11 protein-coding genes are annotated in these 16,988 nt (G+C 40.3%); 1 reads left to right on the top strand and 10 read right to left on the bottom strand.

Annotation, left to right across the window (positions count from 1 at the left end; genetic code table 11):
* Positions 1–30: 30 nt before the first annotated feature.
* The 4 genes from trxA to zapA form a co-directional block, all read right to left on the bottom strand.
* The gene (trxA, locus tag A5888_RS00980; RefSeq protein ID WP_086347420.1) at positions 31–345 is read right to left on the bottom strand and encodes a thioredoxin; all 315 of its coding nucleotides are present in this window, start codon (positions 343–345) and stop codon (positions 31–33) included.
* A gap of 223 nt (positions 346–568) precedes the next feature.
* Positions 569–2,935, bottom strand: a complete 2,367-nt coding sequence (locus A5888_RS00975) for an endonuclease MutS2 (RefSeq protein WP_086347419.1) — start codon at positions 2,933–2,935, stop codon at positions 569–571.
* A gap of 97 nt (positions 2,936–3,032) precedes the next feature.
* Positions 3,033–3,581, bottom strand: a complete 549-nt coding sequence (locus A5888_RS00970) for a CvpA family protein (protein ID WP_086347418.1) — start codon at positions 3,579–3,581, stop codon at positions 3,033–3,035.
* 18 nt (positions 3,582–3,599) lie between these two features.
* Complete coding sequence (zapA, locus tag A5888_RS00965; protein WP_086347417.1) at positions 3,600–4,088, bottom strand: cell division protein ZapA; 489 nt, start codon at positions 4,086–4,088, stop codon at positions 3,600–3,602.
* Between the two features lie 477 nt (positions 4,089–4,565).
* On the opposite strand from zapA, the gene A5888_RS00960 reads away from it, so the two are divergent.
* Positions 4,566–5,564, top strand: coding sequence for an NAD(P)-dependent oxidoreductase (locus A5888_RS00960; RefSeq protein WP_086347416.1), 999 nt, complete (start codon positions 4,566–4,568; stop codon positions 5,562–5,564).
* A gap of 61 nt (positions 5,565–5,625) precedes the next feature.
* Here A5888_RS00960 and A5888_RS00955 read toward each other — a convergent pair whose 3' ends face one another.
* From A5888_RS00955 to A5888_RS00930, 6 genes are all read right to left on the bottom strand, one after another.
* Positions 5,626–9,981, bottom strand: coding sequence for a PolC-type DNA polymerase III (locus A5888_RS00955; protein ID WP_086347415.1), 4,356 nt, complete (start codon positions 9,979–9,981; stop codon positions 5,626–5,628).
* A 549-nt stretch (positions 9,982–10,530) separates the two neighbouring features.
* On the bottom strand, positions 10,531–12,981 hold the full coding sequence (locus A5888_RS00950; RefSeq protein WP_086347414.1) for an ABC transporter permease: 2,451 nt from the start codon (positions 12,979–12,981) through the stop codon (positions 10,531–10,533).
* Positions 12,978–13,670 carry an ABC transporter ATP-binding protein gene (locus A5888_RS00945; protein ID WP_086347413.1) on the bottom strand — a complete coding sequence of 231 codons (693 nt, stop codon included), beginning with the start codon at positions 13,668–13,670 and terminating at the stop codon, positions 12,978–12,980. Before A5888_RS00945 ends, A5888_RS00950 begins: the two co-directional genes overlap by 4 nt.
* Before the next feature lie 79 nt (positions 13,671–13,749).
* On the bottom strand, positions 13,750–14,655 hold the full coding sequence (locus A5888_RS00940; protein ID WP_086347412.1) for a sensor histidine kinase: 906 nt from the start codon (positions 14,653–14,655) through the stop codon (positions 13,750–13,752).
* A 1-nt stretch (position 14,656) separates the two neighbouring features.
* A complete protein-coding gene (locus A5888_RS00935; RefSeq protein ID WP_086347411.1) occupies positions 14,657–15,334 on the bottom strand; it encodes a response regulator transcription factor in 678 nt (225 codons plus the stop codon).
* Positions 15,335–15,537: 203 nt separating this feature from the next.
* Positions 15,538–16,833 carry an ISL3 family transposase gene (locus A5888_RS00930; protein ID WP_339101632.1) on the bottom strand — a complete coding sequence of 432 codons (1,296 nt, stop codon included), beginning with the start codon at positions 16,831–16,833 and terminating at the stop codon, positions 15,538–15,540.
* Positions 16,834–16,988: the final 155 nt, after the last annotated feature.

Genomic DNA, 16,988 nt, shown 5'->3' with positions numbered 1-16,988 from the left:
TAGTCATTCTCGCAGCTATTCTGCAGAAAATTATAGATATTTACCGACTACGTCAGTTAATTGATCTTTTGAATGAACGCCAACCAGACGTTCAACAACTTCGCCGTCTTTTTTCAACAGTAAGGTTGGAATACTCATGATACCGAATGACCCTGGTGTTTCAGGATTTTCATCGACATCCATTTTCACAATCTTCAATTCGTCTTCTTCATATTCACCTGATAATTGATCCAAAATCGGTGATTGCATACGACATGGTCCACACCATGTTGCCCAAAAATCAATTAGGACTAGTCCTTCATCTGTTTCAGCTGCGAATGTTGCATCTGTAATTGCTTCAGCCATCTTTCATTCCTCCTAATTCTAGATACACGTTTATTATAGCACTTAAAATTTTGATAGACTATTTATCTGCTTACGAATAGTAAGAGAAAACCTGCTCGTACTGTAGAAAGAAATCAACAGCTACTATGTTGGCAATCAAATGAGTTATCAAACAAAAGTCTCTTTTTTTTACAAACAATGAGTTCGTGGAACAAATATTTTGTTCACTTATGCCCTTTTATCCTTATTTGAACTTAACAATCGTTGCACCGTTCCCGCCCTGATTTGCCGGAGCAAACTCATAGCTGCTCACACTGCGGTGATTCTTAAGATAATCAGTGATTCCTGTTCGCAACGCACCTGTTCCTTTGCCGTGAACAATCGTCACTTGAGGATAGCCTGCTAAAATGGCCGCATCCAAGTATTGGTCCACCTCAGCAAGCGCTTCTTCATATCGTTTGCCGCGTAAATCCAATTGGTTGGAGACATGACTTGACTCAGCAGAACGAATTGCCGTGATTTTCTGTGTAGGTTCCTTTTCTTTTCCAACAAGTGTCATGTCATCTTCACTCACTGTCATTTTTAAAATCCCTAACTGTACCTGCCAACTATCAGTTCCTGATTTTTTCAACAAAGTCCCGCGTTGGCCATAAGTATTTACAATAACTTCATCGCCTACTTTGAGCTTTTTCTGCTCTTTAGCCTTCTTCAATACTTTATTTTTCTCTAAATGATTTTCCTGATGATGTAAATTAGATAGCTGGGTCTTAGCATCAATCAGTTGGTGTTCTTTCACACCCCCTTGATTGCCGCTCGCCAATTGCAATTTCCGAATATCAGAAATGATCGTTTCAGCTTTTTCTTCTGCTTCACTGATTAACGCATTTGCTTGCTTACGCGCTTTTGCCATTTCCTTCTCTCGTTCATCCAAGAAATAATCATATGCATTCTTTAAGTCTCGGTACAGTACTTGAGATTCATCTACAAAATGACGGACTTCAAGATATTCTGTTTCCGCCATCTTACGACGATTTTCCAAATCAGCGATCATCTCATTCAGATCCTGACTTTCACCATCCATAATCTGCCTTGCTTCACCAATAATGCTCTCTTCCAGCCCTAAACGACGGGAAATCTCAAAGGCATTACTTCGGCCAGGTACACCAATCAATAGACGATAGGTCGGACTCAGTGTATCCACATCAAACTCCATACTGGCATTGATCGTTTTCGCTCGATTATAACCATAAACCTTCAGTTCAGGATAATGGGTCGTCGCAACAACATAGGCGCTTTTGCTCCCTAAGGCATCCAGAATGGATATAGCCAATGCTGCCCCTTCCTGAGGATCAGTCCCAGCCCCCAATTCATCAAAAAGAACCAAGCTCTGGTCATCGACCTTACCCAGAACATCAACAATCGTCGTCATATGTGAAGAAAAAGTACTCAAGCTCTGCTCGATCGATTGCTCGTCACCAATATCTGCAAAAATCTCTTTGAAAACCCCAATCACGCTTTCTTCATCTGCCGGTATGGGCAGACCGGATTGCCCCATTAATTGAAGTAAGCCCAGTGTTTTTAACGTAATCGTTTTCCCGCCGGTATTCGGACCAGTGATTACAATTGCCTGATAGTCATCACCTAGCATGATATCATTTGCAACAGCTTGATCTTGATTCAACAATGGGTGTCTCGCTTGCTTCAAAAAGACATGATTTTCCAGGCTCAATGCCGGAACTATTGCTTTCAATTCTTTTCCAAACCGCGCTTTAGCATTGATGAAATCAAATTTACCAAGAACATAAGCATTATGGAGAATTTCTCGTTGGTAAGGCACCAGTTCAGCAGATAGCTCCGCAAGGATACGTTCTATTTCATTTCGCTCAGCAATCTGATGCTGACGTAATCGATTGTTCAATTCTACGATTTGCTTTGGTTCAATGAACAGCGTTTGCCCTGATGAGCTCTGGTCATGAACGACGCCGCCAAAGATGCTGCGGTACTCCTGCTTTACAGGGATGACATAGCGTTCATTCCGCATCGTTACAATTGCATCACTCAAGTAACGCGCATTTTTCCCACGCACAATACCATCCAGCTGTTCACGAATCGTCTGTTCACTTCTGCGAATATTATTTCGAATAATTTTAAGCTCTTGAGAAGCTTCATCCTGAACATAGCCATCTTCTGCAATCGCTGTTTTCAATCGTCTGTTCAGCTCTGGAATAGTTACCAGTTGTTCTGTCCATGCATACAAGCGGAACAATTCGATTTCACTGTCCTTCAAATCATCAAAAAAGCGCAACAGCTCACTTGTCGTCGAAAGGACTCTGCCAATTTGAGCTAACTCCAGCCCATTTAAATCTGCACCGATTTCAATTCTCTTAATATGAGGTCGGATATTTTCCAGCTTAGGAACAGGGATGCCACCACGTAATCGTTGGACCTTCAAGCCATCCTCAGTTTCGCTTAGCCATGATTGTATGATGTCGGCGTCATTGCTAGGAAGTAGCTGTTCTACCTCTTCCAAACCCTGAGCAGTCACTATATATTCGATCATCAATTGTTTTACTTTATCAAAATTGAGTGTCGATAAAATCTTTTTATTCATTTTTTTCACCTTCTATTCCTTCATACTATTCCTTATACAAAAAAAGTTGAAACAAAGAGCCTGTCGGGCATTGTCTCAACCTTCCATTCAACTTGTGCTAGTTAATCATTTGCTCTACCCATAGGTTATAGATTTGTTTAGAAAAGATTGGTGTGTCTTTGACCATGAATCGAGCCAGTCCACTACTCTCAAACTGATTCTGGATAAAATCTACGGGAATCATAGAGACAGCATTTAAGACAAGAAACATACCTATATACAACACTACCATACTTAAAACCCCACCAGCAACCCAATCGGCTTGCTTTAAGATGGGCATAAATGTCAGGCTGCGAGCAAAAATTGCAGCGAATCGAACAATCAGCCAGCCAATAAACAAAATAAGTAGAAACGCAACTGCGCCATAAAAGGCTTGGTCTAGTTCAAGCACGATTTCTTGATTAAAAAACACCAATTTTGATTCCTGTGTTGCAGAAGGGTAGGGAATATATAATTCCAAGTGTGAAGCCAATGCCTTATAATTGCTTTTTGCCACTAGATAAGAAATCAAGTATCCCACACTATATAAAATCTGTAAGACAAATCCTCTTTTAGCACCGCTGTAAAATCCAGCGGCTAAAATGATAAGTATTAGTAATGTTAACATCCTGCCACCCTTTCAAGCTTAGTTTTCCTGGGTTTCTTTGGTACCTTTTTCATCATTATTTTCTGATACTTCTTGTGTTCCCTTACTTTGAATCTGTTGTTTCCGATTCTCATTCAGAATCTGCTGTGCTTCCATATGGTTATGAATCTCAACATCTTCTTTTCCGCTTTTCTTCAGTACATCTTTTGCTTCTTCTTCAATCGCTTCAATTCGTTTGATTCTATTTTCCAATTCCGTAATTCTGATTGTACGACGCTTCAACTCTTCAACCTCTTGTCTCAGCTTCAGAACTTCTTCTTGTTTTTTCAATTGATCTGAAACAGCATTGACAGCTAATAGGACGGAAGCCTGTTCTGTATTGGTTTGAGGAGATATATGCTTGATTTCAGCCAACTGTTCGTTGACGATACGTGTCACCAAGTCCATATGTTTTTTTGTTTCCTGTCCAATAATCGTGTACGTATGATTCGCTATCATTGCTTTGTATCTAGTCTTATCTTTTGCCATATTTTTCTCCTCCTGTAAATAAACCCGTAAAGCTGTATTATATCATGAATCTCCACAAAGGACTCGCTTCTTGATAACAATCCTTTCTTATTATATGCTACTTATTGAAAAAATTAAAGGTTTAAAAAGATTATTCTACCTAGCTTTAGAGATAACTTAACACTCTTTACTTGGAAATAAATAAAAAATTCCGTAAAATAGGAAAAGCTGAGCGAACTTGATCAGCTTCCAAGCAATAAGCTGGGATTCGTACATGGTACTTTTTGCTATGAAGCAAACTTTTGCTTATTGGTGAGAGGCATTCGTTTGTGAAGCTAGAATAGTAGGAAAAACTGAATGTACTTAGCAAGTTTCAGAACGACAAGAGGAAACTGGCAAATCGCATTTCTTGCCATGAGACAAGTACCTCCTATGCCTTACCGCACAAAAAGCAAACAACCTCTCTTTACGGGATAAAAACAGCAAAGGACGTTTTTTATGAAAATTTTTATTTTTGGCATCGGAAAAAAAGAGCAACCAGTCGCTGAACAATGGGCAGCGCAACACGGAATCACATTGGAAACGAGTGACCAAGAGCTGAATGCAGATACAGTCAGGCTCGCAAAGGATGCAGATGCTATTTCCTTTCAACAAATGGCCTCTGTTCATGACGAAATCACTTATCAGCAAATGGCTGAATTTGGTATTCGTTACCTATCTACCCGCTCAGCAGGTATTGATGGTCTATCAAAAACTTACCTAAAAAAATATAACATTAAAGCAGCAAATGTGCCAGTATACAGCCCCCGTGCTATCGCAGAACATGCACTGACATTGAGCTTTATGCTGCTGCGTCATATTCCCAAACTTATGCAAAGAGAACAACAACAAAACTTTGTTCTCGATGGATTGATTGGTAGAGAAATCCATGAGTTGACTGTCGGTATTATCGGAACAGGACATATCGGTCTAACAACAGCGCAACTGTTCAACTCCCTAGGAGCGAAGGTCATTGCCTATGACAAATTTCCAAAAGAAAACATCGAAGACACCCTAACCTATCTGCCAACAATCGAAGCTGTTGCTGAAAAAGCAGATATCTTCAGTCTTCATACACCTTACACGCCTGAGAATCATCACTTGGTTGATGAAAAGTTGCTTAGCAAAATGAAACCTGATGCCCTTCTAATCAACACAGCACGTGGGCCATTAGTCGATACCCAAGCCCTTCTCAAAGCTTTACAGTCTGGAACAATTGGTGGTGCCGGATTGGACACCTTAGAAAATGAAGAGTTATACATTAATAAAACAAAAGAAGAGCAACTAGAAAAACATCCATACATTGCTGATCTGCTTGCACTGGATACGGTTATCGTGACTCCTCACATTGCTTTTTACACACTGGAGGCTTCAAAAATACTGATGGAGAGTTCATTGAACAGTCTTTATGAATTAGAAAAAAATGGAGATACAGATAGTTTGATTCATTTGGATTAATCGAGAGTAAACGAACAAGCGACTCAACGCATTAGACGTTGAGTCGCTTGTTTCTTTTTTTCTACAGCATGTCGAACAATGACAGCTGATTCTCATCAGGCAAGTCTTTCAACACACCATTATCATTCATATACTCAATCAATGTTTTAGACACTTTCCCACGGGTTGCTAGATCTTCTTTAGACAAGAATTCACGATCTTGTCTTGCCTCAACAATCGCGTTCGCCACGTTCAACCCCAAGCTTGGTACTGCTCGGAATGGAGCAATCAATGTATCACCATCGATGACAAAATTCTCTGCATCAGATTTATACAAATCGATCATACTGAATTTATAGCCTCTTTCCAACATCTCATTGGCGAGTTCTAAAACTGTCAGCAGGTTTTTCTCTTTTGTTGAAGCTTCAAGACCTTTGTCCTGAATTTCCTTCATTCGTGCCTTGGTTGCATCCTTACCCTGAGACATCGCAACCAAATCAAAGTCATCTGCACGAACAGAGAAATACGCACAATAATAAAGAATTGGGAAATACACCTTGAAATAAGCAACACGAAGCGCCATCAATACATAGGCCGCCGCATGGGCTTTCGGGAACATATACTTGATCTTAGAACAAGAATCGATGTACCAATCCGGCACATTGTTTTCTCGCATAGCTTTTAGATACTCTTCCCTAAGTTCATCAGGAATTTTGTTCCATAGTCCTTTACGCACCGTCTCCATGATTTTAAATGCCATCCCATCATCTAAACCGGCATGAATCAGATACACCATGATATCATCCCGACAACCGATAACCTCTGCCAGATTGGCTTCGCCTCTACGAATCAGCTCTTCCGCATTCCCCAACCATACATCGGTTCCGTGAGATAGGCCGGAAATCTGCAGCAATTCTGCAAAGGTTGATGGATGTGTTTGCTCTAACATCCCACGAACAAATCGCGTCCCGAATTCAGGAATTCCTAAGGTACCAGTTTTCGAAAAGATTTGCTCCGAGTCAACGCCCAATACCTCTGTCCCTTCAAAAATCCGCATAACCTCAGGATCATCTGTTGGAATCGTCTTTGGATCGATCCCGGAAAGATCTTGAAGCATTCTGATCACAGTCGGATCATCGTGCCCCAGTATGTCAAGTTTCAACACATTGTCGTGGATCGAGTGGAAATCAAAGTGAGTCGTTTTCCATTCCGCATTTTGATCATCTGCCGGATATTGAATCGGTGAAAAGTCATATACATCCATATAGTCGGGGATAACAATGATCCCCCCGGGATGCTGACCGGTTGTTCGTTTCACGCCTGTTGATCCCTTCGCCAGCCGATCGATCTCAGCCCCACGAAAATGCAGGTTATGATCTCTCTCGTAGCCCTTCACATAGCCATAAGCCGTTTTATCAGCTACCGTACCGATCGTCCCTGCTCGATATACATAGTCTTCTCCAAACAACACCTTGGTATAGCCATGTGCTTCCGCTTGATAGTCTCCTGAGAAGTTCAAATCGATATCGGGTACTTTATCACCATGGAAACCCAGAAATGTTTCAAAAGGAATGTCGTGTCCATCTTTAAATAGTCGCGCACCGCAATTTGGACAGCTTTTTTCAGGCATATCGAAGCCTGAACCATAGGAACCATCCTCAAAGAATTCAGAATACTGACAATTGGGGCAATGATAATGCGGTGCCAGAGGATTAACCTCCGTGATCCCTGTCATTGTCGCAACAAAGCTGGAGCCAACCGAGCCCCGTGAACCAACTAAATAGCCATCCTCCATGCTTTTATGGACGAGCTTTTGCGAAATCAGATAAATAACCGAGAAGCCATTTCCAATAATACTATCCAGCTCTTTTTTCAACCGTTTTTCAACAATATCAGGTAATGGATCACCATAAAGCTCTTTGGCTCGAGTGTAACTCAGGTTTCGAATCTCATCCTCTGACCCTGGGATTTTTGGTGTATACAAGTCATCCTTAACAGGAGTGATTTCTTCACACATATCGGCAATAGCATTCGTATTTTCAATGACGATCTTTCTAGCCGTTTCTTCACCCAAAAAATTGAATGCCGTCAGCATCTCATCTGTCGTTCTAAAATGAACAGCTGGTAAGCTATGACGATTCAATGGATTAGCTCCACCCATGGAACCGATAAGAATCTTACGGTAAATACTATCTTCTTCATTCATATAGTGAACATTTCCTGTTGCAACAACAGGCTTATCCAGTTCATCGCCAATTTTGATGAGGTTGAGGATGATTTCTTCCAAATCCGCTTCATTTTTGACTAGCTCCTGCTCTAAAAGCGGTGCATAAACAGCTTTTGGCATCACTTCAATGTAGTCATAGAATTTTGCCCGATTTTTGGCTTCTTCTACCCCTTTTTGCATCATCGCTTCAAAAACTTCGCCATTGGAGCACGCTGTACCGATGATCAGGCCCTCTCTTAGCTTGTTTAGCTGAGAACGCGGGATTCTTGGGATTCTGAAAAAGTAATTGACATTCGACATAGAAATCAGCTTGAATAGATTCTTCAAGCCTGCTTGTGTTGTTGCCAAAATCGTTGCATGGAAAGGTCGAGCTCGCTTGTAAGAGTCGCCTTCTCCGATGTGCATGTTCAGCTCATCGTGGTAAAGCATTTGATGGTTCTCTTTCGCATCCTTCAAGAATATCCAGCACAAATGTCCAGTTGATTCTGAATCGTAGATGGCTCGGTGATGCTGCTCAAGATTAACACCGAATTTCTTAGATAAGGTATTCAACCGATGACTCTTAAATGTTGGATGCAAATAACGAGACAGCTCCAAGGTATCGATGACTGGATTTTCTGCTTCCGGAATACCATACTTTCCATAACTGGTATTTAAGAAGCCCATATCAAAGGACGCGTTATGGGCAACTAAAATGCTCCCCTCGGCGAAATCCTTGAATAGTCTTAAAACTTCTTCTTCTGATTTTGACCCACGAACCATTTCATCAGTAATCCCAGTCAGATTGATCGTGGTTTGTGACAAAGGATGCCCTGGATCGATGAACTGCTCAAAGGTTTCGATAATATTTCCTTTGTGCATTTTTACAGCTGCAAGCTCAATGATCGTATCATAAACAGCTGACAGACCTGTTGTTTCCACGTCAAATACAACATAGGTGGCTTCACTTAATTCAATATGAGCCTCATTGTAAGCGATTGGAACACCATCATCCACGACATTCGCTTCAATACCGTAAAGGATCTTCACGCCTGCTTTCTTACCGGCACTGTGGGCATCCGGAAAGCTTTGTGCCCCCCCATGATCCGTAATGGCGATAGCTTTATGTCCCCACTTACCGGCTTGTGCCACTAGATCACCGATACTGTTTGTGGCATCCATCGTGCTCATGTTGCTGTGCAGATGAAGCTCTACCCTTTTTTCTCCTTCAGGTAAATAATCCTTTCTCGTTTCATGAGCGACCTCCATCAAATCCTGCGCATTCATAACCAAATCACGCATGAAGGTATCTTCCTGAATACTGCCTCGAACACGAATCCAGCTCTTCGGCTTGATGGCTTCAAAAACTTGCTCGTCCTTCTCACCATTCGAGAATTTTTTCACGATGAAAGAGGACGTATAATCGGTAATTTTTAAAATCAATATCTTCCGCTTAGAGCGCAGCTCACGAATTTCTTTATCGAAAATAAAACCTTCGATTGTAACACGTCGTTCTTCTTCCAAAATATTCCCCATAGGCATGATCAGTTCATCGCTCGGAATATTTCTTCCCAGCTTCACCGGACCGTCTAGGGTGCCGACAGAAGATTGCTTTTCTTTTTTACGCTGTTCATGCTTTACAAGGGATTCTGCTGCTTGCTGCTGAAAAGCTTCTGCTTGTTCTTGTTTTCGCTCTTCGAAAAGCTTCAACACACGTTCCGCCTGCTGCTGATCCATCTTTGGCTCAATATGAAATTTCTTAAAGCCATACTGACTATACAAATTCTCAATGATTGGTAGATATTGCTGTTTTAGATACGCAATCACAGCTTCATTATCTACAGGTAAAATAACCTTCTGATCCTGGATAAGCGGTGTCTGCTGCTTCACGACACGTTGAACCAAAGGAGATTCACATTGATTATTCAGCAGCGCTAACTGCCAATAATCAACGAGCTGCTGTTCTGTATACGCACCGCCATTTGTTGTTTCAATCGTAACAGAGGTCGCCGCAATCTGCTGAAAACCAAGTTCGATGTGCTGAATCAAGGATTGATACAACATAACTGGCAAGATTTCAGGCATTTCCAGATGGAACTCCCACAGTCGACTTTTTTGGTGAACCAATACCTTCTTTATTTTCCCTTCTTGTAGAAGGGGGTGTTCTCTTTCAGAATCATCTAATTGGATTTGATCCAGTAATTTTCTAAATAAATCTTGTTCTTGTTCCAAAAATCGAACCTCCTCTTATTACCGTAACTATCTACGAATAAAAGACCTTTTCTACACCTAAAATGCCGTTTTCTGAACACGGTTCCTCCTTTTGTAGATAGAAAATACCGCTAAAATTACTCCTATATCAGAGAATTTTTCTGTCCTTCAACATCTTAGTCAAGGTCTGAACATCGTTAAGTATACTATTAAATTTTCGGAAATACAATCTGGACTCCACGACACATTTTGATGGTATATTATAGAAGCTTTTTCATCTGATCTTCTCTTGATTAAATGAACATTACAACAAAAAAAGGAACGAATAGAAAAAAATTTTTTTCCAGACTTACATCCATCATTTATTTTCCTTATACTTAACCAATTATTGAAACGATCTGACTTCGATAACCCAGGTATCTTTAGACAAAAAAGTGATGCAGTGTTTGATATTCTGCATCACTTGACCCACTAATTAAAATATAGCTTTATTGCTTTGAAATCCTCTCTTTCATTGGTTTGATATTAGTGATTTCAGGCACTACTTCTTTTTTTAAACTTTCTCATCCCTCACTTAATTCTATCAGCCAGCTCTTGTTTGCCGGAAAATTTCATCACGATCAATGGTGTCGCAATACAAATCACAACAACCAACAATAGGGATAAACTCATTGTCAGAAATGGAAAAGAGAACACAGCCATCGGGGTAGCACTTTTGACCACTTGGAATAGGCCAATTGTCAATAAGGAACCAATCGTGATCACTAGCCCACCAGTAATAGCCGCGTAATAGAACCCTTCAAAAGCCAATACCTGATTCGTTTGTTTACGGGTCATGCCGATACTTTCTAAAATTGCCAATTCCTGTTTTCTAGCAATCAAGCTTGTTGTGATGATATTGACAAAGTTCAATAAACCAATCAGTGCCAAAATCAACGCCAACGTATTCCCCAGTAAGCGAATAGTCGCAAGCTCATCTTTTGCTTGGTCAAGCATTTCTTTTTTGGTCATCATTTTAAAACGCGGCTGTTCATCGATCATCGCTCTCAATTGATCCGTGACAGCAGTCTCTTTCTCTTCCTTGATATTGAATTCTAAGGAAAAGACATCCGCATTTGGCGTGAACTGCTCGATTGCTTCCTTGGCAACATACAGGAGCGGTGCGCCATCTGTATGTAAGCTAAGATAGTCATTCGGAATCTCTCCCTTAATTGGTACCGTTAGTTTAGTGCCAGTTGATAAAACGGTAAACGACAATTCTGGAATCTTTGAAAAATCCTCTGGATGATCTGTTTGAACTAGGCCGAAGGCGCCTTTGCTGAATCCAGCTTCATCAAAAGCTTGACCTGACTTCTTCATTAAATCAGCAACCTCCTGTGTGTCGATTGCAACCAATCGTCCTTTAAAATTACCCTGATTCAGTTCACTTGGGTCATGTTGCCCATACTTGAAATATTTATTATATGATTCAATGAACGCCGCAAATTTTTCTGCATCGTAATCAACTAAAATTCGATCATCCATATACGCATGTATATCTGTAATTCCTTCTATTGTTTCAACAGCGGCAAGAATTTCTTTACCATCACTTGTGACCGTCTCAGGATTCATTGTCGTTTGGATATCCACATCATAAGGCATACCGTTCAAAACGACTTGTTCAAAATCCATACTATCAATAGCCGAATTCACACTAATAAACAAAGTGATGCCTAAAAACATAGAGAGAATAACGGTCAATGCACGTTTTTTATCACGGAAAATATTTCTCCAAGCCATCAGATGCAACTTACCGCCTGATTTTGAGCGAACCTTTTTCAGCTTGATTGGTGCTTCTACATATTGAATTGCGAGAACAGGTGGAACCTTTGCAGCCACACCAGCAGGCTTGATCGAGCTGATTAAGGTTGTTAGAAGGGCAAAAACTGCAGCGCTGATATAAATCCAAGGCTCTGTTGAGATTACTACTGAATCAGCAAAGTTTGTGGCTTTGAGTGCGAATGGTACGAGCCAAAATGAGACTGCCCACCCTAAGAATAAACCTAAAGTGATTCCAATTGCAGACAGAAGCAACGCTTGCTTGATGACAATGTTTCGAAGCTGCTTGCCCGTCGTTCCGATCGCTTTCAACAAACCAAAGAAGCGAATATCATTTGCGATAGAAATGTAAAGAACATTATAAATCAGCAAACCTCCTGAAAGTAAAATGATTGCAGCGAACAAGCCTATACCTAAAAATACAGTTGTTTGACTTTGTGCCGGTTCTCGAAAGGTTGATTTGATTTCCTGATAGTCTGACAGTCCAAGATACTTTGTCATCGCCTTGTTTTCTGCAGCGATATCCTCTTCTTTGTAGCGGAAAGATACAGTGTTTCTTTTTTGGGCCGATGGGTATTGATTCGCAAACACATCTGATACCAAAATATAGCTAAAGTCTGGTACTCTTTTTGTGACATACTCCTTAAAATAACCAGATAAGACAAACTGCTTTTCTTGTTCCTGTTCTTGCTCATCTTCATTGATCAGTATCTTCAAAGGGATCATCATACCTACTTTAGGATTTTTAATCCCTAATGCATTCAAAGCAGATAAAGGGGCTAAAATTTCATTTTCCTTTTTTGGAAAGGCTCCTGTAAAATCAGTAATGGCTTCTTTTCTAAGTCCGTTCCATTCGGCTTCATTGTACCAGTGAAGCAATAGCGTCTGCTTTTTCTTTGCCAAATCAGCACTATTGATGCTTCCAATGGTTCGTTGTTGCCCATAAGCTTCTAACTGATCTGATTTTTTGACCAACTCATATTGCTCATCGGTCAGATCATTCACATTCGCATCAGCTACTGTCCCCACGTATTGAATCGTTTGTCGTTCATTTGCGGCAATCAAACTAGAACCTAAACTAATTACTGCTGTAATCAGCAATGTCGTTAACAGGATCGCAAGAATAACAAAAATATTTCTGCGTTTATTGCTCGCAAAGCTTTTCATCCAGATCTTACGGATCGCTTTTCGTTGTTCTTTCATGACCAGTCACCACCAGTTACACTGATTTCGGATAAGGTCCCATCCTCGATGCGAATCACTCGATCTGCCAATTGAGCAATTTGGTCGTTGTGTGTGATCATAATCAAGGTTTGATTGAATTGCTTGGCAGTGGTCTTCAATAATCCTAGAACATCCTGACTCGTTCGGCTGTCCAGATTTCCTGTTGGTTCATCTGCTAAAATGATTGCCGGCTTAGAGGCAAGGGCTCGAGCAATTGCTACCCTTTGCTGCTGGCCTCCGGAAAGCATGGACGGTAGTGCATCTTCTTTTCCGGAAAGTCCTAATGCTTGAATAATAGCTGTAACAAAAGGCTCATCAATTTTATTTCCATCCAACTGGATAGGCAGAACAATATTTTCATAAACACTCAGTACTGGAACAAGGTTATAATTCTGGAACACGAACCCAACATTTCTTCTGCGGAAAATCGTCAGCTCTTCTTCCTTCATATTTTCTAAATGCTTACCGGCAATCTGAATCGTTCCACTAGTAGGTCGATCCAAACCACCTAATAAATTAAGAAGTGTACTTTTTCCTGAACCAGATGTTCCCACAATTGTAACAAACTCATTACTATTAATGACTAAATCCACCTGATTGACGGCATGCACCTGATTGTTTCCACTACCATATGTTTTCATTAATTGATTCACTTTTACTATTTCCATCTTTTTTCCTCCTCTTGCTTACAAAATAAGTATAAGCAAAGAAGCTTACTCTCTAATGACAACAACGTGGCTCTTTCTTTCAGTTTAGTAAGAATAGAGAAATGGTTGTTTTATCGTTTCTTGATTCAATAACTGAGTAGCCACCTTGTTCTTCCACAATCAGCTTGACCAGATACAAACCAATCCCAGCTCCCTCCTCTTTCCCAGCATTGGTTCCTCTATAGTACTTTTGAAAAACAAGCAACTGTTCAGAGGCTGAAAGTGTTCTTCCTGAATTGATAATACGGATTCTTGTGTAAAAAACCAGTTGTTCGATCTCTATTTTCACTTCAGAGCCATCAAGCGAATACTTTACCGCATTATCCAGAATATTACTGATCGCCTCTCTCGTCCAGTGAGCATCATGTGGTAAGCTGATCGCAGTTTTGGGTTGAAAGGAAAACCGGATTCTTTTTTTACGCGCCTGCTCGCTGTTCATATCGATTGCCTGATAAATTGTCTCATTCAGCTGTCCATCTGTGATTTGGACCTTCATTGCTTTGGCTTCAAATCTGGCAATCGTAATAAATTCAGAAATCAGCCAGGACAATTTTGCTGAACTGGCTGACACTCGATTCAAAAATTCCTTCTGCTCTTTTTGAGGCAGCTGTTCATCTTCTAGTAACTCAAGGTACATCATGATGCTAGATAATGGTGTTCTCATTTGATGGGAAATATCAGCCACCAGCTCCTGTGTCTTCGTCTGCTCTTCTGCCGCCTGTCTAGCATATTCTCTATTGATTTCAGCAACTCTCATTGCTTTGAAGGCCAGCTTTGCTTCCTGTCCTTCCTTATAGGTCAACGATTCTATAGAAAAATCATCTTGAATCACTTGCTCCAGTATGACGGTCGCTTTCTCCAACTCTTCCTCGTAGGTTCTCCTGCTCTTTAGAAGTAGCAGTGTCAGGACAATCACTGTACCAAGTAGTAACCCGCTGATCAACATGCTACCCCTCCTTTTCCCAGATATACCCTACGCCTCTGACTGTTTTGATATATCGTGGTTGTTGCGGATCGTCTTCGATTTTTAAGCGGATCCTCCGAATATTTACCGAAAGCGTATTTTCATCAATGAATTTCCCCTGTTCGTCCCAAAGCACACTAAGAATTTGCTCTTTTTCTAAAACGATCCCACGGTTTTTAATAAAATAACTGACAATGCGGTATTCCGTCGCGCTAAGCAAGATTTCTATTTCATTTTTTAACAAACAATTACGCTCTACGTTCAAAGTGAAGGGTGGAGCAATAATTTTTTGTGTGTAGGATTCTTCCCGACGAAAAACAGCGGCTACCTTGGCTTTCAGGATAGCTAATGAAAATGGCTTAGTGATGTAGTCATCTCCACCAACAGATAATCCGGCAACCACATCCATTTCCATATCTAACGCAGTTAAAAAGAATAGGGGTGTCTGACTGACCTTACGAATATCACGGCATAGCTCCAGCCCATTTCCGTCAGGAAGATTGACATCAAGAATAATCAAGCTTGGCTGTTCCTCCTTGAGAATAGCCAACGCACCTGAGATTCGGTCATGGCTGATCAAAGTATACCCTTCTTGCTCCAAAGTAAAGGATATCCCTCTACGTAAATGTTCATCATCTTCTATCAGTAAAATTTTTTTCATTGCCTTCTCCTCATTTCATACAGTACTTCTATTATAACGAAAAAGAACGAAGCCAACAGAATAAAAGTAAAAAATAAATCCATGTTCAACGAAAAAAGGAGTGAAACTGATCATAAAAGGGCTCATTGTCAAATTGGACTGATGAGTAGAAATAAGGAGGTTGGTTATTGAAAGAGAAAATCTTTTGATAACCAACTTCTTTGTTATGTCATTTTTATCAGATCGTTCATAAGAAAAATTCGTGTTTTCATATTTTGAAAGGATTTAAACCCATAAGAGACACGCTTTAGTGCTTTTATATGAGTATTCATTGCTTCTATTTTTCCATTCGAATAAGGATAAATCATGGCGTTTCGGATTCCTTCTTCATAGGTTAATAAGTTGGTGATTGATTGACGAAATACTTCATCTAATTCTTCTGGAAGGGTCCGTAGTTGTTCAAAGAATTGTTCATGATCTTTCCTTCGGAAAGCCTCGGTTAATTCATGAAATACTTGATACGTAAAACGCAGTGCCGGAGAAAACTCAAGGAGTCGATCAATCATCATGGCTTCTGTCAGATAAGGAAACTTAGGGGCTCTAAAGCTGCGCCAAGTTTTGTAGGTCGAATGATTAACATGGGCTCGATTTTTCAATAAAAAGCGCCAATTACTTTTTAATTTATTCGCTAAAGGATGTTTATTTTCCTGTCTCAATCGCGCAACCTCTTTGATACGAAAGGCATTAAAGGCCCGATTAAGGTGTTGAACAACATGAAATCGGTCAACGACCAACTTTGCTTGAGGGAATACACGGGGAATCAATTGAAAATAAGCGGCATTCATATCTGTGACTAGAAATTGTACCTTCTCCGGATTTGAACATTTTTGAAAGTAATGAACCAAATGGTTCAATTTTCTAGAAGGAAGAATATCAATCAGTTCACCTGTTTCTCCATCAGCACAAATAAAACTCATCTTATCTTCAATAGACGTATGAGAACGGAATTCATCAACCATTAAAACAGAAGGCAGATAGGTTCGTTTTCGTGTAGGAAGATAGGCTTCTGTTGTCTTAAGTACACGAATGACTGTCGTAATAGAGACATGGCACAGAGAGGCAATCAGGCGAAGAGATATCTTCTCTTTTAGTAGTGCAAGAATTTTAATCTGTAACTGTTTGGCAATAAAGCAATGTGGTGCAACGAAATAAGACTGAGCCGTCCAGTGGCGAGAACAGGAACGACAAAAGTAGCGTTGTTTCGCTAATTTCATGGCTAGGGGCAAGTATTGATAGGAATCAAAACGAATCATTGTCGCTTTTGTTCCATTTTTAACCACTGCTTGTTTCCCCGTGAGGGGAACTTTTGAAGAAGAGCAGTAGGGACAATGAGCCATACAGGGAGAAAGCTTGGCGTGAACGATAAGTGTCTGCGTTCCTTTGATTTTTTGTTCTGAGACTTCTGAAATAGTTAGGTTTTTGTCTATTATTCGTAGCATTTTTTTGATAGTATTAGTCATAGCATATCGTTCCTTCCGATTAGATTTGGTTGTGGTGACTTAATCCTATCAGAGAACGATATGTTTTTTTAGATAAAAATAAACATGGGACTGAAAAAAGTATTTCTACTTTCATCAGTCCCATTTATTATAGAGCCCATAAAAGATGATCAGTT

Origin of the sequence: Enterococcus sp. 9E7_DIV0242 (assembly GCF_002140975.2) — a bacterium.
GTDB classification, from domain to species: domain Bacteria; phylum Bacillota; class Bacilli; order Lactobacillales; family Enterococcaceae; genus Enterococcus_L; species Enterococcus_L clewellii.
This window is presented reverse-complemented; position numbering and strand designations above follow the sequence as displayed.

Bases quoted from the DNA above. Each gene is read 5' to 3' on its own strand.
- A5888_RS00975 (WP_086347419.1), bottom strand. From the start codon at position 2,935: ATGAATAAAAAGATTTTATCGACACTCAATTTTGATAAAGTAAAACAA.
- A5888_RS00940 (WP_086347412.1), bottom strand. From the start codon at position 14,655: ATGTTGATCAGCGGGTTACTACTTGGTACAGTGATTGTCCTGACACTG.
- A5888_RS00960 (WP_086347416.1), top strand. From the start codon at position 4,566: ATGAAAATTTTTATTTTTGGCATCGGAAAAAAAGAGCAACCAGTCGCT.
- A5888_RS00945 (WP_086347413.1), bottom strand. From the start codon at position 13,670: ATGGAAATAGTAAAAGTGAATCAATTAATGAAAACATATGGTAGTGGA.
- trxA (WP_086347420.1), bottom strand. From the start codon at position 345: ATGGCTGAAGCAATTACAGATGCAACATTCGCAGCTGAAACAGATGAA.
- zapA (WP_086347417.1), bottom strand. From the start codon at position 4,088: ATGGCAAAAGATAAGACTAGATACAAAGCAATGATAGCGAATCATACG.
- A5888_RS00970 (WP_086347418.1), bottom strand. From the start codon at position 3,581: ATGTTAACATTACTAATACTTATCATTTTAGCCGCTGGATTTTACAGC.
- A5888_RS00930 (WP_339101632.1), bottom strand. From the start codon at position 16,833: ATGACTAATACTATCAAAAAAATGCTACGAATAATAGACAAAAACCTA.
- A5888_RS00950 (WP_086347414.1), bottom strand. From the start codon at position 12,981: ATGAAAGAACAACGAAAAGCGATCCGTAAGATCTGGATGAAAAGCTTT.
- A5888_RS00935 (WP_086347411.1), bottom strand. From the start codon at position 15,334: ATGAAAAAAATTTTACTGATAGAAGATGATGAACATTTACGTAGAGGG.